Origin of the sequence: Carnobacterium gallinarum DSM 4847 (genome assembly GCF_000744375.1) — a bacterium.
Taxonomy (GTDB): Bacteria; Bacillota; Bacilli; order Lactobacillales; family Carnobacteriaceae; genus Carnobacterium; species Carnobacterium gallinarum.
In genome coordinates, this window is sequence record NZ_JQLU01000005.1 from 2,505,508 (window position 1) to 2,526,048 (window position 20,541).

Annotated in this window: 13 protein-coding genes and 1 CRISPR repeat array; of the genes, 12 read left to right on the forward strand and 1 reads right to left on the reverse strand. The window is 32.1% G+C overall.

What is annotated here, in order from left to right:
* Positions 1-184 precede the first annotated feature (184 nt).
* The 3 genes from BR43_RS16420 (at position 185) to BR43_RS16430 (ending at position 4,474) form a co-directional block, all read left to right on the forward strand.
* Positions 185-1,906 (forward strand): ABC transporter ATP-binding protein, encoded by a 1,722-nt coding sequence (locus BR43_RS16420; RefSeq protein ID WP_034563916.1) that lies wholly within the window; start codon positions 185-187, stop codon positions 1,904-1,906.
* 1 nt (position 1,907) lies between these two features.
* On the forward strand, positions 1,908-3,707 hold the full coding sequence (locus BR43_RS16425; protein ID WP_051934007.1) for an ABC transporter ATP-binding protein: 1,800 nt from the start codon (positions 1,908-1,910) through the stop codon (positions 3,705-3,707).
* Between the two features lie 101 nt (positions 3,708-3,808).
* Positions 3,809-4,474, forward strand: a complete 666-nt coding sequence (locus tag BR43_RS16430) for a MarR family winged helix-turn-helix transcriptional regulator (RefSeq protein WP_051934008.1) — start codon at positions 3,809-3,811, stop codon at positions 4,472-4,474.
* Between the two features lie 92 nt (positions 4,475-4,566).
* Here the strand turns inward: BR43_RS16430 and BR43_RS16435 are convergent, their stop codons facing one another.
* Positions 4,567-5,391 carry a MerR family transcriptional regulator gene (locus BR43_RS16435; protein WP_034563921.1) on the reverse strand — a complete coding sequence of 275 codons (825 nt, stop codon included), beginning with the start codon at positions 5,389-5,391 and terminating at the stop codon, positions 4,567-4,569.
* 84 nt (positions 5,392-5,475) lie between these two features.
* Here BR43_RS16435 and BR43_RS16440 point away from each other — a divergent pair, with 84 nt between their 5' ends.
* From BR43_RS16440 to pglZ, 9 genes are all read left to right on the forward strand, one after another.
* Positions 5,476-6,054 (forward strand): NAD(P)H-dependent oxidoreductase, encoded by a 579-nt coding sequence (locus BR43_RS16440; protein WP_034563923.1) that lies wholly within the window; start codon positions 5,476-5,478, stop codon positions 6,052-6,054.
* 422 nt (positions 6,055-6,476) lie between these two features.
* Positions 6,477-6,746 (forward strand): hypothetical protein, encoded by a 270-nt coding sequence (locus BR43_RS16445; RefSeq protein WP_051934009.1) that lies wholly within the window; start codon positions 6,477-6,479, stop codon positions 6,744-6,746.
* Entirely contained in the window at positions 6,736-7,311 is a 576-nt protein-coding gene (locus BR43_RS16450) for a BrxA family protein (protein ID WP_034563927.1), read from the forward strand. Before BR43_RS16445 ends, BR43_RS16450 begins: the two co-directional genes overlap by 11 nt.
* Positions 7,312-7,339: 28 nt before the next feature.
* Positions 7,340-8,242 (forward strand): type II CRISPR-associated endonuclease Cas1, encoded by a 903-nt coding sequence (cas1, locus tag BR43_RS16455; protein WP_034563929.1) that lies wholly within the window; start codon positions 7,340-7,342, stop codon positions 8,240-8,242.
* Positions 8,229-8,555, forward strand: coding sequence for a CRISPR-associated endonuclease Cas2 (gene cas2, locus BR43_RS16460; RefSeq protein ID WP_034563930.1), 327 nt, complete (start codon positions 8,229-8,231; stop codon positions 8,553-8,555). Before cas1 ends, cas2 begins: the two co-directional genes overlap by 14 nt.
* A 52-nt stretch (positions 8,556-8,607) precedes the next feature.
* Positions 8,608-9,369: direct repeats of the CRISPR family, unit length 36 nt; unit sequence ACTACATTATAGCTGATTCTGTAAGGAAACTATAGC.
* A 682-nt stretch (positions 9,370-10,051) separates the two neighbouring features.
* The gene (locus BR43_RS16465; protein ID WP_034563932.1) at positions 10,052-10,633 is read left to right on the forward strand and encodes a DUF1788 domain-containing protein; all 582 of its coding nucleotides are present in this window, start codon (positions 10,052-10,054) and stop codon (positions 10,631-10,633) included.
* Positions 10,581-14,258 (forward strand): BREX system P-loop protein BrxC, encoded by a 3,678-nt coding sequence (gene brxC, locus BR43_RS16470; protein WP_157464084.1) that lies wholly within the window; start codon positions 10,581-10,583, stop codon positions 14,256-14,258. The genes BR43_RS16465 and brxC overlap by 53 nt, the downstream gene beginning before the upstream one ends.
* Positions 14,259-14,280: 22 nt before the next feature.
* Entirely contained in the window at positions 14,281-17,811 is a 3,531-nt protein-coding gene (pglX, locus tag BR43_RS16475; protein WP_051934011.1) for a BREX-1 system adenine-specific DNA-methyltransferase PglX, read from the forward strand.
* A gap of 11 nt (positions 17,812-17,822) precedes the next feature.
* Positions 17,823-20,360, forward strand: coding sequence for a BREX-1 system phosphatase PglZ type A (pglZ, locus tag BR43_RS16480; protein ID WP_034563935.1), 2,538 nt, complete (start codon positions 17,823-17,825; stop codon positions 20,358-20,360).
* The last annotated feature ends 181 nt before the right edge of the window (positions 20,361-20,541 follow it).

Sequence of the window (20,541 nt, forward strand, 5' to 3'; positions counted from 1 at the left end):
TGTTAGTATGAAAGAAAACGCTTTATTTGTCAAAGATAAGTCATTATGGCAACTAAATACCTAAAATCAGAAGGTACCGAATTAATTTTAGTAAGGTACTTGACTTATTTGGAAATAGAGTGTAATATTCTCAAATGTAAGGTACCTGTTAAAAAGGTGCTATTCAGAATACGGAGGAACAGTTATGAATAAAATGCTTAAAAAATTAGCTTTAACGCCAGCAATCGTGGCAATTCTATTTTTACTGGTTCAAGCTGCGTGTGATTTATATATTCCTACACTAACAGCGAACATGATTAATCAAGGGATTGTTAATAATAACATGCAAGACATTTTAAAAATTGGCGGTATTATGTTAGGTTTTTCATTAGTCAGCTTTGCTGCAGCACTAGTGAATACCTATATTTCAGCAAAAATTTCTTATCGTTTAGGAAATAAAATCAGAGAGGAGGTTTATCAAAAAATTCTAGCTTTTTCTAATGTTGAATTTGATCGCTTCGGTGCTTCGTCATTGATTACTCGAAATACCAATGATGTCACTCAGATTCAATCTTTAGTTGAAATGGGGTTGAAATTTTTAATCTTAGCTCCGATTTATCTAGTTGGAGGTGTTTACTTATCCTATCGCTTGAGTCCAGCACTGACGGTTCCTTATTTACTATCGGTTCCGTTGTTATTGTTGATTTCTATTATTGTCTTTAAAATCTCTAATCCGCTATTTGAAAAAATGCAAAAAAGCATTGATAAATTAAATCTTATCTTCAAAGAAGGGTTAACTGGAATGAAAGTTATTCATGCCTTTAACCGTGAAAATGAAGAGTATAGTCGTTATGAGAAAGAAAACCAAACTTATACAGGAATCTCAATAAAATCCAATACATTGTTGAATTTTATTATGCCGTTTATGTATTTAGTAATGAGTATCGTGATGATTGTTGTTACTTGGCTGGGAGCGGGTTTTATTGATTCAGGTTCAATGGAAATTGGGACATTAATTGGAGTAACAGCCTATAGCACACAAATTTTAATGGGGGTAGGCTTAATTACCAATGTTGTTTCTTCTATTCCTAGAGGTCAGGTTTCGGCTAAACGGGTTCATGCTATTTTAGATCATCCGCTAGCGATTACAAACGGGGAAATCACACATCATCAAGAGCATTCAACAGCTGCTACTATTGCTATGGACCATGTGAGTTTTACTTATCAAGGAGCGGAAAAAGCAGTTTTTCAAGATATTAACTTTTCAGTAAATCAAGGAGAATCTATTGCGATTATTGGCAGCACAGGTTCTGGAAAAACAACCTTAATTAATTTGATAAATCGCTTTTATGATGTCAGCCAAGGCTCAATTAAGCTATTCGGTGAAGATATTCGTCATTGGAAGGAATCAGCGTTACATGATGAGATTAGTTTAGTACCACAACAAAATAGTTTGTTTTTTGGAACAGTTAGAGAAAATCTACAAAAAGCGAAACCAGATGCAGGCGATGAACTGATTTGGTGGGCATTAGAACAAGCTGAAGCGGCTGAGTTTTTACGCGATGAGAATGGATTAGACACAGCTGTTGAGAAGAATGGCGGGAATTTTTCTGGTGGACAACGTCAACGTTTATGTTTAGCAAGAGCCTTTATTAAAAAAGCGGCTATCTATGTATTTGATGATTCTTTTTCAGCCCTAGATTTTAAAACAGATGCTTTGATTCAACAGCATTTACAAACAGAGTTTAAAGAAGCAGCCAAAATTATTGTGGCGCAACGAATTACGACAGTCAAAAATGCAACGCGAATTTTAGTTTTAGATAAAGGGCAAGTTGCTGGCTATGGAACACATGAATCATTAGCGGCGGAAAATAGCGTGTATCAAGAAATTATTAACTCTCAAACCGAAGAAAAGGAGCGTGTATAAAATGGCAAAGGGTGGTATGAAACCAGGAGGCATTGTAGAAAAACCAAAAAATCCATGGCAAACAGTTAAACGTCTGATTCGCTATACGAAAGGTAGTATTGGCTTGCTTATCTTAGTATTTTGTTTAGCCATAGGCGGAACGGTGATGCAAGTTATTAGTCCAAAAATATTAGGTCAAGCGACAACCTTAATTTTTACAAATGTGAGCAATGGAGAAGGTGTAGTTTTTGAAAAATTAGCTAAAATTCTAATGATTGTTGCTTTTCTTTATATAGGCAAATTCTTAACTGATTTTTTTCAAGAAACAGCTATGACCATTGTTTCTCAAAAAACAACGCAACGCTTACGTAACGACATGAAACAAAAAATCAACGTGCTATCTAGTTCTTATTTCGACCAACATTCAAACGGCAATTTAATGTCGATTGCAATTAACGATATGGACAATATTGCGACAATGATGCAACAGAGCTTGACCCAATTAATTTCAAGTGGAATTTTGATTGTTGGAACAATTTGGATGATGTTGACTATTAGTTGGCAGTTAACGTTGGTTGCTTGTTTAACGATTCCATCGAGTCTTGTGATTATGAAACTATTAGCGCCACGAACACAAGCCAATTTTCGCACATACATGAAAACCTTAGGTTCCCTTAATGGACAAATTGAAGAATCCTTTAACGGGCATGAAGTCATTAAAAGTTTTAACAATGACAAACAAGCTTTAGCAGATTTTAAAGAATTAAACGACCAAATGTATGAATCTGGTTGGAAATCTAAATTCTTTGGTGGTTCAATGATGCCTGCGATGATTTTTTTGAAAAATGTTATTTATGTGGTGATTGCTGCTGGTGGGGCGATTCAAGTGACTTTAGGTCAAGTGTCTATTGGGAATTTACAAGCATTTTTACAGTATTCCACTCAATTCTCACAACCAATCAGCCAATTTTCTCAAATCTGGAATGGTGTGTTATCAACAGTTGCTTCAGCAGAACGCGTTTTTGCAGTTTTAGATGCTGAAGAAATTAAGTTCTATAATGAAGACGAATTTGAAAATAAGAAGGACAATGGGGAAGTTTGTTTTGACCATGTTCAATTTGGTTACACGCCAAACCAGTTGTTAATGAAAGATTTCTCATTAGAAGTAACGAAAGGAGAAATGATTGCAATTGTTGGACATACAGGTGCAGGGAAGACAACCTTAGTTAATTTGTTGCAACGTTTTTATGAGATTTCTGGCGGAAGTATCCGAATTAAAGGAACCGACATTCGTAACTTAAGTCATGAAGCACTACATCAAAAAATCGGTATGGTTTTGCAAGAAACATGGTTATTTTCTGGTACGATTTACGATAATATTCGCTATGGCAACCCAACAGCTACAGAGGAACAAATTATGGAAGCCGCCAAAGCTGCTTTTGTAGATGAGTTTGTTCGCAAATTACCTGATGGTTACGAGACAGTATTAAATGAAGAAATTAGCAATATTTCTCAAGGACAAAAGCAATTAATTACAATCGCCCGTGCTTTTTTATCCAACCCAGAAATTTTAATTTTAGATGAAGCGACGTCCAATGTAGATACGAGAACCGAAGTCTTGATTCAAAAAGCCATGCGTAAATTATTAAAAGGGCGGACAAGCTTTGTCATTGCTCACCGGTTATCAACGATTTATGATGCAGATGAGATTGTTGTAATGGATCATGGAGATGTCGTTGAAACAGGAACCCATGATAGTTTACTAGCAGAAGAAGGCACCTACTATGATATTTACTACAGTCAATATCAAACAGCCGTTTAATTTCCTATTGAGAGCTTGACTATTTTGTACGAGGACTTCATAATAAGTTTTATAAGGAACCTGATTAACTAAGGGGAACTCAAATCAAGGAGGAAATCAAGATGGCGAAGGAATTTAAAGAAGAAGACTTAATGGAAGAGTATTTGAACTTAGAAGGTTTAATGCATCGTTATTTTTCTTGGAAACGCAGAGAACATGGTCCACATGCAAATCCCCATAGAGGACAGGGACGGATTTTAAGTATTTTAAAATTACAGCCAGAAATTACTCAAAAAGAGATGACTTTCTTATTAGATATGCGTCCTCAATCATTAGGTGAATTATTAACTAAATTAGAAAAAGCTGGATTTGTGACAAGAGAGCCTTCTCCACAAGATAGACGCGTGATGATTGTTAAATTAACCGATGCTGGAGCAAAAGAGGCTGAGAAATTAAATCAAGCTGATGAAAATTCAATTTTTGATGCAATTACAGATGAAGAAAAAGAACAATTTAGTCAGATTATGGCTAAGCTAGTTAAAGCAATTGAAGCAGAAATGCCAGAGGATGTTCGATACAGCGGTCGACCAGATGGACGAGGCTTTTTTGGTGGAGGTCGTCCTGGCGGATTTGGAAATCATGGTATGGAAGACTTTGGACCAGGCGGAGTTCATGCTGGTTTTCCTGGATTCGGCAAAGGAATGGGCGGACAACGTGGCGGACATAAACCTCAATCGCCATTCGATGCGTATGAAGCATTTGATGAAACTAAGCCAGAGCAGAAATAGAGATAACTAAAATAAGAAAAAGTCATTCTTGCTAAACCAGCAAAGAATGACTTTTTTACTTATCCAATAGTTAGCAGGCAGTACATCTATTCTTATAATTGAACATTTACTTGGATTTCGATTAATTGTTTGTTTACATCACTAACTAAATGTTCATTCCAGTTCACTATCCAGTAATCTCCTATAATTTGGTCGTTATTTTTTTTAACTTCTTCCTCCAATAAACATAAAGCTTTACTAATCTCTTCTTCAGAATTAGTGGTAAATAACTTCAGATATCTACCTGCAGGTTTTATAATAATACTTTGTGAAGGATCATTTTTAATCATTGATTGATTGGTCATTCGGATAAAGCGATAAGGTGATTTTGAAAAATTTTGTTTATTGCGTTCGTTATTCAAAATCACGTAGCCTGTAGGAAATCCTGTCAACATTTCTTCTTTATCTAAACTATGGTAAAAATCTCCAAAATCATTAAAGTAGTTTAAACCCTCACAGGAATCATTTTTTTTTGAAGCATAGAACCGTTCTGCCGGTAGCTGCTCACTAACAATTACACCTTTTTTACTGTTCTTAACATAGTCTTGTCGCCATAAAGTAGTCGTTAAGGAATCTTCCATACGTTGTAATTCGGACATTTCTCGTCGAATACTATCACGTAAACTAAGAATATCTTTTTGAAGAGTCTCAGGATTTTCTTTGTAAATATATTTTTTAATTAGATCCAAAGAAAAGCCTAAATTTTTTAACGTACAAATAAGTCCAAATTGCTCATACTGTTTAATTGAATACATGCGGTAGCCTTTTTCGCTTAATTCAATTGGTTTGAACAAATTAATTTCATCGTAATAAATTAATGTTCGCCTGCTAATATCAGCATATTCAGCGAATTTTCCAATAGATAGTAATTTTTCCATTCTTCCTCCTTGACTGTAACGTACCGTTATAGATTAGTATAACATTATTCAGCAATGAATAAAAAATTCTAGGAGGAAATAAAAATGAAAACAACTATTATTTTTGCACATCCATGGCATGGAAGTTACAACAAAGCGATTTTAGATCAGGTAACAGATAAGTTAGAGCAGTTAAACAAAGAATACTCTGTAATTGATTTATACAAAGAAGAATTTAATCCCACTCTTGTAGAAGCAGATTTAAAATTATATTCTCAAGGTTTATCAAGTGATCCATTAGTAGATAGATATATTAATCAATTAAAAGAAACCAATGAAGTGATTTTTATTTTCCCTATCTGGTGGTATGAGGCTCCAGCAATTATCAAAGGATTCTTTGATAAAGTTATGTTAGTTGGACGAATGATAAAATATAATGATGAACAAACTCAACTGATTCCATTGATTAAGATTGATCGGACGACGGTTATTACAACATCAGAATTAACCGATGATGAAATGAGAAATGATTTTGGTAATCCAATTGAACATGTTTTGTTTAAAGGACCGATGAATGATATTGGAATGCATCATCCAAAATGGCTTAATCGAGGAAGGATTAACTTGATTAGCCAAGAAGAACGTACAAAATTTCTTGAAACTATTTATGATTATATTGATTAATAGCAAGTAAAATAAAAGACTACACAATTTTTTAATTGTGTAGTCTTTTATTTAATCACATAACTAAATCATCGATTATACGTGTGTGTGTGGCAGAAGTTTCATCTAATTAAGGATAACCTAATTAGTGAATTAGAAAAAGAGAAACTTATTTTAATAGAAATCAATTGAGAGAGCAACGTATTATTTTTTGTCAAAAGATAATCAGATTTGTTTAAATAAAAGATAGTTCGTTATAGTTATCTGGCAAATTTAATTGAACCCGCTTTTGGTCAATTAAGTCTGTTTTTATTTGTTGATAAATCGAAAGGGAGAGTGTGCTTTATCTGTTTATTTGCGTGTGGAAAATAATGGTCAGACCATTATTAAAACAATTGAATTGTTGATAAAATAGAATCATCTTTAGAGTAGGGGGAATGAATATGAAAATTGATTCGGATTGTTTAGTGAAGTCTTATCGAGAGATTTATGAATTAGTTGGGGAGGAAAATTTGATTAAAATTTATGAGTCTTTTAAGGGGCAGCAACTTACATTTCCAATGAAAATGTATGACAAACAGTTAGTTTCAGAAAAAGTAAAGAAGGAATATAAATTTTATAGTGTGTCGGAGTTAACTAAGAAATATGGATACTCACAAAGATGGCTAAAAGAGCATTTTAAAGAAAAAGGAAGTGACAAGAATGAGCAATGAGAAGACAATAAGGCAATTATATTATTGGGAAAGTAAAAAAATTGCCCAACAACTTAGTCAAAGCAAAACCTGGAATGAATTGGAAGACTGTGTAATGGAAGATAATTTATTTCAATGTACCTCATACAAAATGAAAAAAATGTTATTTCAAGAGATGAATGCTCGGTTTAATTGGATGGATTCCTGCTTATTAGATTATTTTTTAATATCTGATAGTGGAACGGCAAAAATAATTTTAGCGTATACAATGATAAAAAAGGATTCTTTGTTATTTGAATGTTTAAGAAGTTTGTATTTTGAGAAACGATTATTCTTTGAAACAGAACTATCTTTCAACCATTTTGAACAATTTTTTAATTATAAAGGAAAGAAGAATAAAAAACCTTTAAAGTATTTAAAATTAGCAAAAATATACTTAGAGTGGCTTAGTGAAGTCGGATTTGTCGAGGAATGTGAGGAAGGTTTACATTTGAATCAACTAATCATTGAACCAGCAGTTGCAAATTATTTTAGACATCATGGAGATGGTTTAATTTCAGAAATTTTATTAGGAAGATTGGAATAGCAGTCAAAAAAGAAGGGTGTGGGTGAGTATGGCATTTAGAAATATCTATATTGAAAATCCGGCAAAACTAAGTATTAAAAAGCGACAATTGATTATTCAACAGGAAGAAATGTATACTATTCCAGTTGATGATATTTTAAGCGTAATGATTGAAACGAAACAATGTAGTATTACAATTCCAACAATTTCTTTTTTAGCAGAGAATCAAGTAGCATTATTTACTTGTGATGACCGTCATTTACCATGTTCAGTTTTATTGCCATTAGGAAATCATTCAAGGAAATTACAAACGTTACATTTTCAAATGAACTTACTAAAACGGACAAAAAAACGAATTTGGAAAAAAATTATTCAACAAAAAATTATAAATCAAGCACAATGCTTAGCCTTGAATGGAAAAAATCAGGTTGCAACGTTATTGGATTTAGCTAGTAGGGTTGAGGAAGGGGACCAAACTTTTTGTGAATCACAGGCAGCCCAAATCTACTTTCTGGAATTGTTTGGGGAAGGATTTAATCGGCGTCATGACCATGTTCAGAATGCAGCTTTAAACTATGGATATTCAATTTTAAGGGGAGTCATAGCAAGGGATATTTGTGCGTATGGATTGGAACCAGCTTTTGGCGTTTTTCATCGAAATGAGTTGAATCCTTTTAATTTAGTTGATGATTTAATTGAACCTTTTCGACCGTATGTTGACTTATGGGTTGCCAAAAATGTTTATTTAGAAGATTTACTGTTAACATCAAAAATGAAAAGAGAACTTTTTTCACTACTTTTTACTAAAGTTCCAATTGAAGAAGAATATCATTCTCTCGCAAATGGTTTGAAGAAAACAACAGCGTCTTTTGTAAGTTGTTGTAAAAATAATAGTGCCGCCTTATTAAAAGTACCTGATTTAATGGTACTACGGCCACATGAGTATGAATAGATTTATGCGAATTCTTGTCATGTTTGATTTACCAGTAGGATCAAAACGAGAGCGAAGAGAAGCAGTGAGATTCAGAAATTATTTATTAAATGAAGGCTATGTAATGATGCAGTTTTCAGTTTATTATCGTATTTGTAGTGGATATGATATGGTTAAAAAATATGAGCATAAATTAGAACGACATTTACCAAATCAAGGTTCAGTCAGAATGGTTTGTATGACGGAAAAACAATTTTCCAGCATGAAATTATTAGTTGGGGACGACTTAGAGAATGAAAAGAAGGTAAATTCTTCAAGTTTGTCCATTTTTTAGCCAACAAAAAAGCCGCAGAAACGTTGATGTTCTGCGGTTTTTTGCTTAGGGTACTACATTATAGCTGATTCTGTAAGGAAACTATAGCACAAGTCTTTGCTGATAAACGTTAAGAACCACTACATTATAGCTGATTCTGTAAGGAAACTATAGCAACACCTTTAACGCTTGTTTGTTTTCTATTACTACATTATAGCTGATTCTGTAAGGAAACTATAGCAGTTTGGTTGTCATTGGGTTGTCGTTCCTTACTACATTATAGCTGATTCTGTAAGGAAACTATAGCATCAAATGTATTGTTCTTTGTATGATTCAGACTACATTATAGCTGATTCTGTAAGGAAACTATAGCCGAGATTATGACTCACATCTGGAACGTACTACTACATTATAGCTGATTCTGTAAGGAAACTATAGCTGAATCAACGCTTTATACCACATTGAATCCACTACATTATAGCTGATTCTGTAAGGAAACTATAGCTAGATAAACGGTAGTAATAATTTAAACGCTACTACATTATAGCTGATTCTGTAAGGAAACTATAGCGCATCCATCCATCGTGTGGTTGTTTTCGAAACTACATTATAGCTGATTCTGTAAGGAAACTATAGCCGACCTTGTCCTTTGTAACAAAGTAATTATACTACATTATAGCTGATTCTGTAAGGAAACTATAGCAGACTAATCATATCTTTTACAACCGATTTTACTACATTATAGCTGATTCTGTAAGGAAACTATAGCCAATCAACTTTCCACCATTTTTTAAAGGATACTACATTATAGCTGATTCTATAAGAAAACTATAGCCCTTGACTATATATTACTACATTATAGCATTGTTTTATCAGGTAAGATGTTGGTTAATACTACATAAAAACACCCTATTTATTTTAAGATAAGAAGAAAGAGTCTCTATAATATTAGCTCGAAGGTTACAGCTTTTTGCTTATTTCAATGCAAAAAACAAGTGGAAAAGATTGTTATAGGTAAAGTTTCAAACGTTATTAAAATGATTTTTAAATTGTTAGAATAGTAAAAGTATGATTGGAGGTGTTAAAAATAGAGGATTCTTTATTAAATCGGCTAAATGAAGAATAGTAAAATTAAGAAAATCACTATAATTTAAACTATTTCCGTATGTTACCCATAAGATATATGAAAAAATTTAAACGCCAAATAGAGAAAATGCTCTAAAAAGTAAATTGTTTAAACCCAAGAAAAATGTTAGAGCATTCTCAAAAATGTTAAAGCATTCCCAAAAAAGTTAAAGAAAATTATGAAGAATACGAGCAAGCTTAACCTGCAAAATATTCATTTAACTATAAGATACAAACTATAAATTAGTCAGGTATCGGGAATTATAGTTTCCTTACAACTTCAGCTAACTACTTTAAAAAATGTAATTTCAACAGAATACTGGATTGGTTGGGAAAAAATACTCACTAATCCTTGCTATAACTAAAAACTAATTAAGAAAAGGATTGTCGCTATGTCAACAATTGTTGCAAGAATGGATGCTTTTAGAGAAAAAGTTTCAGATCCGGATTTTTCAAAAAATAAAGGCTTAGGGAATGAAATTGGTTTTCATATCTTTGACTATGATCCAAAAGATGAAGTTGAAGTTAGAAAACGAGTAGGATATATTCGTGATTATTTAAATAAAAAAGATGGGGGTGAATCTATTCAAATTTTTGATTTATATGCAATTATGATTCATTTTTTTGAAAAACGAAGTTACATAGAAAAAAATGGTCAAATGGAGCATGAAAAGGGAATTGATGTACTTTTTTCAAAAATGCGAAAAGCATTGAAAATTGCTTCGGAACAAGATGTTTTTGTTCGCTATATCGAAGAGCATCTGATTGAGTCTGCAATTGTTGTCATTATAGGAGTAGGCAAAGTATTTCCAATCTTACGTTCACATATCTTGCTAAATAATTTGCAAAGTGTGATTGAAGGGCAACCCCTTATTTTATGTTATCCCGGTGTTTACGAAGACAATAGTTTAAGGTTATTTAATGAATTTAAAGATGATCATTATTATCGTGCTTTTCGCATGGTTGAAAGATGAGGGATATAAGTGGATGGAAATTAAACAATTATTTACAAAAGATATTACAAGAGAAATTAAAGGTGTTATAAAAATAGGGCAAAGCGACAATGAAAACAGATTGCAAGAGTTAGAGGAATACGTTGTTACTAGCGAGTTACAAAAGCATATGCAGCAATTTTTTAGTGCATATTGTCATGCATTAAATGAACCAACAGATCGAATGGGTGTTTGGATTTCAGGTTTCTTTGGTTCAGGAAAATCACATTTTTTAAAAATTTTATCGTATTTATTAGCTAATGAACCCTTAGATAAAGGGCAACTTCCGATTGAATTTTTTGATGAAAAAATAGAAAATAAACATCTTTTTCAGAAGATTAAACTAGCTTCTGGGCAAAAAAATCAAGTTGTTCTATTTAATATTGATTCTAAATCGGAATCAGATAATAAACAAAATAAACTAGCTGTTGTTCGTGTATTTAATAAAGTATTCAATGAAATGTTAGGCTACTCTTCTTCAATTCCATGGTTGGCTCATTTGGAAGAAATTTTAGTAGAAAAAGGGGAGTATGAAAAATTTAAAGCATTTTTTGAAGAAGAAAGTGGATTAACTTGGGAAGAAGGACGAGATGAAGTTTATTATAATGAGGATGAAATGGTACATTCTCTTGTTAAGGCAACAGGCAGAAGCGAAGAAAGCGCTCGCCGTTGGATTGAAAATGGTGAAGAAAATTATGAACTCAGCGTGGATAGCTTCACAAAAAGAGTGTCTAAATATGTAGCAAATCAAGAAGAGAGCTATCGTTTGATTTTTATGGTAGATGAAATGGGACAATATATTTCAGATAATACAAAATTAATGTTAAATTTGCAAACCTTAGTTGAAGATTTAGGGAAATTAACCAATGGAAAAGTTTGGGTTATTGTTACTAGCCAACAAGATATTGAAGCACTAAAAGAAGGTGTCGGATCAATGAATGATTTTTCTAAAATTCAGAGTCGTTTTCATTTAAAATTAAGCTTAAGTAGTGCAAATGCCGATGAAGTTATTAAAAAAAGATTGTTGGATAAAAAAGAGGAAGCTAGTCAATTACTGCAAAAAAACTATACTATTATTGAATCAAGTCTTAAAAATAAATTAGTATTCTCAGAAAAAACAGTGGATATGAAAATATATAAAGATAAAAAAGAATTTGAAGAAGTCTATCCATTTATTCCGTATCAATTTCATTTGTTGCAAAAAGTCTTTACTAGTATTCGAGAACACGGATCTGCGGGGAAGCATTTGGCCGACGGGGAACGTAATTTGTTGGAAGCTATTCAACAAGCAGCCTTACATTATCAGAATGAGAACGTTGGATTACTGGTTCCTTTTTATATTTTCTATGAAAGCATTGATCAAGCATTAGAACATTCAATTCGTTCTTCAATTATTAAAGCAAAACAAAGTGATGATTTGGAAGAAGAGGATATCTCTGTTTTGAAATTACTATTTTTAATTCGCTATGTTAAAGAAGTACCAGCAACACTGGAAAATCTAGTGACATTAATGATCACTCGAGTGGATGAAGACAAATTGCTTCTTTCTCAAAGAATCAAAGCATCATTAGAGCGTCTAGAAAAATCTATTTTAATTCAGAAAAATAGTGAAGAATATGTATTTTTAACAAATGAAGAACAAGATATTAATCGTGAAATTGATCAAGTTCAAGTTTCAAATAACAAAGTGATCCATCAAATTGGGAAAATGATTTTTGAAGATATCCTAGAGTTAAAACGCTTTTCCTATGAACCATTTGAGAATCGAAAAAGTGTTGTTTATCATTATGATATTGCGACTTGGATTGATGGGCAAGCAGTCAATAATAGTGCTGCGAACTTAGGTGTGCATATACTTACCCCATACTTTGAAGAAGCTGATTCATTAGAAAATATGATTGCTTTATCTGCTAAAAATCAGCAAGTTGTCATCATATTAAATGAGACAAGTCGATATTATGAAGACATGTTAAAGAAAATGAAAATACAAGAATATTTACGTAGTCATATGTCAGGAAATTTATCCGAAATAACGCGTCAAATCGTTACTCGTAAAACTAGTGAACATAGTGAACTTGGAAAACAACTGAAAATTCAATTACACCAAGCCCTAGAACAAGGTATTTGTTATGTTAATGGGATGGTCATTAAAGAGAAAGTTCATACTCCAATCATTAAAATTAATAAGAGTTTAGGTGTATTAATCGAGCATATGTATTCAAAACTATCCTATATGACAAAGCACTATCAAGTTGATGAGTTAGCAGGATTAGTTAAATATACGCAAGGAAATATTTTTCAAGATAATTCAACAGATCCCAATCATCTGGCAACGGAAGAATTACTTCAAGATATAAAACTGCAAACAGAACGACATAGTACCATTGTCTTACGTGAAATGCTTCAACAATTTATGAAAAAGCCAACTGGCTGGCGTGAAGTCGATATAATAGCAAGTTTCATTTATTTGTTAAAAGATGAAAAGATATTTTTTAAAAAAGATGGTATAAATTATCCCTATACAGATTCCCAATTTGTACGAACCGTAACTAGGAAAAATTATCAAGAAAAAATCGTAATTGGACAAAGAAAACTAATTCCTGAAAAGCATATTAGTATCTCAATTTCATTAGTAAAAGATACAACTGGTAAGCAATTGGATCGTCTAAAGGAAGACTTATTGGCACAACAAATTAGGGAGGTCTATCAAAAACAATTGACTGAACTTGAACAGTATCTAATGAATTACCACCATCAGTTTTATCCAGGAAAAGAATTGATTGATGAAGGGATTAAGCAAGTAAAATTAATTATTAATAAACAGAATACAGAGGATTTACTGCGTTATTTATTTGATAAAGAAGAGGAAATTTTAAGTTGCTACGACGAACTATACATTGTGAAAAGCTTTTTTGAAAATCATATGCCAATTTATGATAAATCAACTACCCTTAAAGAGCGTTATGAGAAAGATTTTAATTTACTAGTGAATGAAAAAGTGAGAGAAGCGGGAAGTCAGATTTGTCAGATTTTAAAGCAAAGTCATCCCTATCATTTGTTGAAAGAACTGCCTGCTTTAAATGAAGAATTTATTAGACACATGGTGGAAGAATTGGAGATTGCTAGTGAACCAATCTTAAGTCATTTAAAAACGAGTAAAGAAGCATTACTCGAAAATATTGCGACGTATCCGAAAGCAAAAAAAGAATTAGAACGTAGTATTTTAGATGGGTTTAATCGTTTAAAGGACAAAATAGAACATGCTGAAACCTTAAGTACTCTAAATGGATATAAATTTGAAATTGAAAATTTAACAGATAAGTATTTGCAACAAGTACAACGAATTATAGATGCAGAAAATAGGCATGAGAAAGCTCAACAAAAGCAAGTTTCAATAAAAAAAGAATCAGAATCAATTAGTACTATTCCTGTAGTGGAACAGAAAATAAATAAGGAACCACAAAAAAAGATCTTTCAGAAAAAGGATATCTTACCAATTAAAAGCATTGATATTCAAACGGAAAATGAACTGCGTAATTATTTAAGTGAGATTGAATCTAAACTATTAGCTGCTTTAAATGCTGGACAAATCATTCGTATTTTATAGCAGTAAAGAAAGGAATGTTTTTTTGAATAAAGCAGCATTAAAAAAATTTGCAACACAAACAAGAACACAATTGATGACGGGTGTACGTATCCGAGCAAGTGCATTCGGTTGTACATCAGAAGGCCTAAAAGAGGTCACTAAAGTAGCAGATCAAATGGTAATAAATGGTGTACCTATGGATAAGGAAGAACGGAAATTGTATCAAAAGTTAGTTGTGAAAATGCAAAAGTATCAAAAAAGTAGTACGTATGAATCTGCTTATGAACGTTTAATTGAAGAGGTGGCTTATACATGGTTTAATCGGATTATTGCGCTTCGTTACATGGAATTTCATGATTACTTACCAATCAGAATGCTGCTATTATCATCCAGAAATCCACTAAAAAAAGAACCAGATGCCCTAACTCATGCTATGGAATTAGTCGATGTATTGCATCTTGATTCTAATTTGGTTTGGCAATTAAAATCAGAACAAAAAACGGATAAACTGTTTAAGTATTTATTGATACAACAAAGTAAACAATTAGGTGACATTTTGCCTAGCGCATTTTCTACAGTAGATGATGTTGAAGAATTATTATTACCAGACTATTTATTAAATGAACATCAGATCATTGACAATTTAATGAATGAAACAGATAAGGAAGATTGGGAAAACGTTGAGATCATTGGCTGGCTGTATCAGTATTACCATGCAGAAGTAAAAGAACAAGTTGGCGGATCAAAAAATAGTCAGGTTGCCAAGCAACATTTGCCAGTTGTTACACAAGTATTTACACCAAAATGGATTGTTCAGTATATGTTACAAAACTCATTAGGTCGTTATTATCATCAATTATATCCGACAAGTAAACTTTTTGATCAGTGGGAATTTTATCTTAATGAACCTCAACAAAATGGTTTTTCTCCTGAAGCAACGAGACTAGAAGACATTCGACTAATTGATCCAGCATGTGGATCAGGTCATATTTTAATTGAGGCCTTTGATTTATTTTATACAATGTATGAAGAGCAAGGTTACCTCGCAAAAGAAATTCCTGATTTAATTATCAAGAATAATCTATTTGGCTTAGAAGTAGACAAACGGTCTTATCAAGTCAGTCATGTTGCTCTATTACTTAAAATACTTGCACGACAACCTAGATTATTAAGACAAAACAATTCGTTTCAATTCCATATCACCGTGTTTAAGGATGTCACTCAACCAATTTCGATTGAAGCCTTGGAATGGCTTTTTAATTCAGAGGAAATTGATGAAATTCGAGAGTTGGAAGGAAAATTTGAAAACGCAACGCAATTTGGTTCATTGTTAAAAATGGGAACAATCTCAATAAACCCATTATATACGAAACTTGAAAAGTTAAAGGAACGACAAGAACTAGATTTGTATGAACAAGCATTAGCAGAAGAATTAGTAAGCAATTTAGCCCCAATTTTAAAAACAGCCCAACTATTAATACAGAGTTATACAATTGTTGTCACAAATCCACCGTACCATAATAAATACAATTCTGATTTAAAAAAATTTATGAAAATAAATTATCCTGAAACAAAAGCTGATTTATATTCAGCCTTTATTGAAGTTTGTTTTTTTATGACAGAAAATAGTGGATATACAGCTATGATGACACCTTATACATGGATGTTTATTTCTTCCCATGAAAAGTTGCGTCATTTTATTTTGGAAAATGGTGGAATAGCGAATTTAGTTCAGTTAGAATATGGAGCTTTTGAGGATGCAGCTGTGACAATTTGTACTTTTGTTTTACAGAAAAAGCAGAGAAATAAAAAAGGAACCTATATTCGTTTATTTGATTTTAAAGGAAGTGAAAATCAACCTTTGAAGGTGAGAGAAGCCATTATTAATCCATCTGTATCCTATCGTTATGAAAAAAACACGGATGTCTTTTATCGGATTCCCGGTGCACCAATCGCTTATTGGGTTAGCGAAAATTTATATCAGTTATTTTCAGAAAAGAATTATAAGTCATTGGGTGAACTGTACGAGGTTAAATCTGGAATTATGACAGGAGATGACAAAAAACACTTAAGAAGATGGTATGAAATTGATAAAACAAAGTTAAGTTTATTGAATAGTACAAGTAATTTTGAAGAAAATACATTCATGAAAAAATGGTTTCCAATTAATAAAGGTGGCGGTCAGCGGTTATATTTTGGAAATCATGATTATGTAATTGATTTATATAAAGAAGGCGAAAATATTCGTTACTCGAAAAAAAATTACCGATTAAGAGCAAAAAAATATTATTTTAATAAAGGAATTACATGGTCAAGAATCTCCTCTTCTTATTTTTCTTTTAGAATGCAAGATCAGCGAACGTTATTTGGAGATGCTTCTCCACTAATCGTTAATGGTGATCTATTGTTGCTGGGATTTTTGAATTCTAAAGTAACAGCATATTTATTAAAAGTATTAAATCCAACTGTTAATACCTTCGTCAGCGATATTGAAAAATTGCCAATCTTATTTAATAAATCCATAGAAATAGAAAAATTAGTTAAAGCAAATATCCAGCTAGCCAAAGAGGATTGGGATGATTTTGAAACATCATGGGAATTTAAGCAACATCCATTTTTATCCTATCAACAGAATGAGAAAAATTTAAGTCGTATTTTTGAAAATTGGCAACAAATAACAACTGCTAGGATTCAACAATTAACGACCAATCAAAAATTAATCAATCAGTATTTTATTCAAGAGTACCAGTTAACGAAAGAATTATCACCGAAAGTTATTGATGAGGAATTAACATTATATAGAAGCAATAAAGCGAATGATGTTCGCTCCTTTTTGTCTTATTTGATTGGAATAACATTCGGTCGTTATACTTTGGATGAGTTAGGCTTATTTTTTGCAGGTGGGAAATTTGATTCAAATGCATATCAAGAATTTCAGCCAGATCGCACTAATATTATCCCAATTACGAGTAGTGGATATTTTGAAGATGATATAGTGAAGCAAATTGAGAAATTAGTGAGTTATTTATTCGGAGAGTCCATGTTAGAGGTCAACCTACAATTTATTGGAGAAGGACTCGGTTTAAAAAAGGATGAAGAAGCTAGAGAGCGAATTAGAAGTTATTTTATGAAAGAATTTTATAAAGATCATCTTAAAATCTATCAAAAAAGACCGATTTATTGGCTATTTAATAGTGGTAAGAAAGAAGCTTTTAAGGGATTAATCTATGTACATCGTTACGATAAACAACTCACAGCGAGATTGAGAACCGATTATTTATTGCAATTGATTACTACTTTAGGACGTTTGGAAGAATATACGAATCAAATTATTGAAATTAATGAAACTCCTCGAGCCGTGGTGAAAGCTAGGAAAGACCGAGAGAAATATAATCACCAACTGGTTGAACTAAGAAATTACCATCTTTTTGTAGAGTATTTTGCTAATCAAGAAATGGAGATAGACTTAGATGAGGGGATTATTATGAATCATCAAAAATTTGGATTGCCTCAATTTTTATTAACAAATCGAAAAGATAAAAAAATGAATCACTTATTTGAAAAAATAGACTAAAGGAGAAGAAAATGGTTTATGAAGTCGAAGAAAAAGTAAAAAAATTATTTCAACAAGAGCAAGATATGCGAAAAATTGTTTTTTGGTATGATGGAGAACAAAGGTTTAGTCAGGAAATTGCTAATTATCAATTAGAATCAATTCAATTGATTCACGTCAATCAACAAGGTTATTTTTTGACTAAATATATAATAGAAAAACAGAATCCCAAAATGAATTATTTACTTTATTTCAGTAGTAATCGACCTGAGAATAAAGAAAATCCATTATTGGATATGCTTCTCTATAGTGAAGAGTTCCAAGTTGATGGACTTGCTCAATTAGTTGAAAAACTAGCAATTAAATCTGAAGCAGCTAGGATAAGTATTGAACAGCATCGTTCCTTTTTTTTAACGCCTTCTTACTTAAATAAATTTGAATTATTTAATCATGAAAAACAAATAGAAAGTGAATCTGAACTATTGCTGGCACTATTATGTAGTTTAACGAATACCAAAGAAATGACCTTACTTGCAGTATTGATTCAGTTATTTTATGGACAAGTGACCCAGCAACTTCGATTGTGGAAAGAGGTAGAAAAGTATGACATGGATTCTTTTTTTTGGTCGCAAATGCAGTATTATTTTGGGTATATAGGGCCACAAGATATGGATATATTGATGCAGAGTATCTTTAAAACAAAAACAGCTCAAGAATTTGATGGTAAGATACCAAAAAGTTGGGAACAAGATTTGTTAAATAAGCCGCATAATAGTGTGATTTTCATCAATCATTGGATGAATCAAAAAGACGAAATCGATTCTTATCAAATTGTCAGCGAAAAAATGGCAGAATCTTTAAAAATTACGCAATTTATTAAAAAAAAGTCTGTTGAATTCTTAGCCAAAGGAGATACCTTTAAATTTTATGATAAACAAATCATTATTCTCTTGGCACTTCATTTGGTTGATGGAACCTTACACTACGATTTTTATGAAAAAATCCTAATTGATCGCAGATATACGTATTGGTTTCAGCAATTTGAATCTATTTATCAAACTTTAATTGAAGGAACCCGATTGTTACGTTTAGTGCATAAATTTTCTGAACAAAAACAGTTGGATACAAAAGAAAACATGTGGCATTGGTACGAACAAGAAGGGTATGAAATTGACGCTCATTATCGACGTTTCTATTATGAATTAGGAAAAAATGAAATTGAATTGATGGAAATTTACTTATTAAAAGAGGAAATTGAAAAACGCTATAAACAAGTGTTTTTGATACCATTTAGTGAGAAATGGACCCATTTTTTTGAGTCTGATTCACTATTTCAAGTAGCAGAAACACTTCCTCAAAGGCAGTTTTATCAAGAATACGTAGCTTCACATATAGAAAATAATCATCGGGTATTTGTGATTATTTCAGATGCTTTTCGCTATGATATTGCACATGAATTGATGCAAATTATAAATATGGATTATCGATTAACTGCATCAATCGAAAGTATGCGTGGGGTATTTCCTTCAACGACAGAATTTGGCATGGCGGCACTATTACCAAACAATAAACTTGGCATAACTACAAAAGGTGTGGTTCAAGTGAACGATAAACGCGTAGATTCTTTGGAAGCACGTTTGAAAATTCTAAAATCAAAAACTGAAAATGAAATGCAGGCAACAGCGTATCATGGAAAAGATATCTTAGCTAAAAATCGCATGAATTTGCGCCAAATATACAATGGATCGCTGTTAAATTATATTTATCATAATACAATTGATAGTATTGGTGATCAGGCTTCAAGTGAAAATCAGATATTTAATGCAATTCAGATTGCTATGGAGGAACTTACAAGACTGATTAAAAAATTAGTGACAGATGTTAACGCCTCAAAAATTATCATCACAGCTGATCATGGATTTATTTACACTGTTTCACCTTTAAAAAAGTTTGAAAAAACAACAAAAGTAAAAGGCGATATCTTGTCTCAAAATAGACGCTATATGCTCAATTTACTTGCAGAAAAAAGAGCGGAAACCTTGATGTTTCAATTAGATGTAGTAGGAAATCATGAGATAGTTGGGTACACTCCACATGGTGTCCATCGATTTGCTATTCAAGGAGGAGGCAGTAACTATGTTCATGGTGGTATTTTGCCACAAGAAACGTTAATTCCAGTTTTACAGGTGAAGACTGAACGTGGAAAAGAGCCTAAGAAAGAAGTTCAAGTTCAGTTTATTGGAGAACAAAATCGAATTACAAATGAGGTTACTTACTTGGATTTTTTCCAAATTCAACCTGTCAGTCATAGCCATAGTCCTAAAAGAGTTCATGTTTATTTAGAAGATAACGATGGACGTAGAATTTCAAATGAATTTATTTTATTGGCTGATTCCTATAGTGAAGAATCAGAAGAACGATTGATGCGGGAAAAATTAATATTATTTAACCAAAAGTATGAACTAACGGAAGCTTATTTTTTAATTATTCAAAATGAAAGTACACCTGATGAACAAGAGCGTATCAGATTTGTAATTGATTTGATACCTAATCAATATTATATAAAATAAAAATCAGAAAAGTATTGCTTTTTTGATTCATCTCCGTTAAAATGTAGTTAAGAGTTATAGCTGACTCTGTAAGGAAATTATAGTAAAGAGCACGTCTAACGTGCGTCTGTAAAGCACTGACCCCCTACTTTTTATAAAGTAGGGGGTCATCTTTTTTTATAGAATAAATATGATATAATAA

Coding starts and splice junctions, on each gene's coding strand:
- BR43_RS16420 (WP_034563916.1), top strand. CDS start 185: ATGAATAAAATGCTTAAAAAATTAGCTTTAACGCCAGCAATCGTGGCA.
- BR43_RS16425 (WP_051934007.1), top strand. CDS start 1,908: ATGGCAAAGGGTGGTATGAAACCAGGAGGCATTGTAGAAAAACCAAAA.
- BR43_RS16430 (WP_051934008.1), top strand. CDS start 3,809: ATGGCGAAGGAATTTAAAGAAGAAGACTTAATGGAAGAGTATTTGAAC.
- BR43_RS16435 (WP_034563921.1), bottom strand. CDS start 5,391: ATGGAAAAATTACTATCTATTGGAAAATTCGCTGAATATGCTGATATT.
- BR43_RS16440 (WP_034563923.1), top strand. CDS start 5,476: ATGAAAACAACTATTATTTTTGCACATCCATGGCATGGAAGTTACAAC.
- BR43_RS16445 (WP_051934009.1), top strand. CDS start 6,477: ATGAAAATTGATTCGGATTGTTTAGTGAAGTCTTATCGAGAGATTTAT.
- BR43_RS16450 (WP_034563927.1), top strand. CDS start 6,736: ATGAGCAATGAGAAGACAATAAGGCAATTATATTATTGGGAAAGTAAA.
- cas1 (WP_034563929.1), top strand. CDS start 7,340: ATGGCATTTAGAAATATCTATATTGAAAATCCGGCAAAACTAAGTATT.
- cas2 (WP_034563930.1), top strand. CDS start 8,229: ATGAGTATGAATAGATTTATGCGAATTCTTGTCATGTTTGATTTACCA.
- BR43_RS16465 (WP_034563932.1), top strand. CDS start 10,052: ATGTCAACAATTGTTGCAAGAATGGATGCTTTTAGAGAAAAAGTTTCA.
- brxC (WP_157464084.1), top strand. CDS start 10,581: ATGAATTTAAAGATGATCATTATTATCGTGCTTTTCGCATGGTTGAAA.
- pglZ (WP_034563935.1), top strand. CDS start 17,823: ATGGTTTATGAAGTCGAAGAAAAAGTAAAAAAATTATTTCAACAAGAG.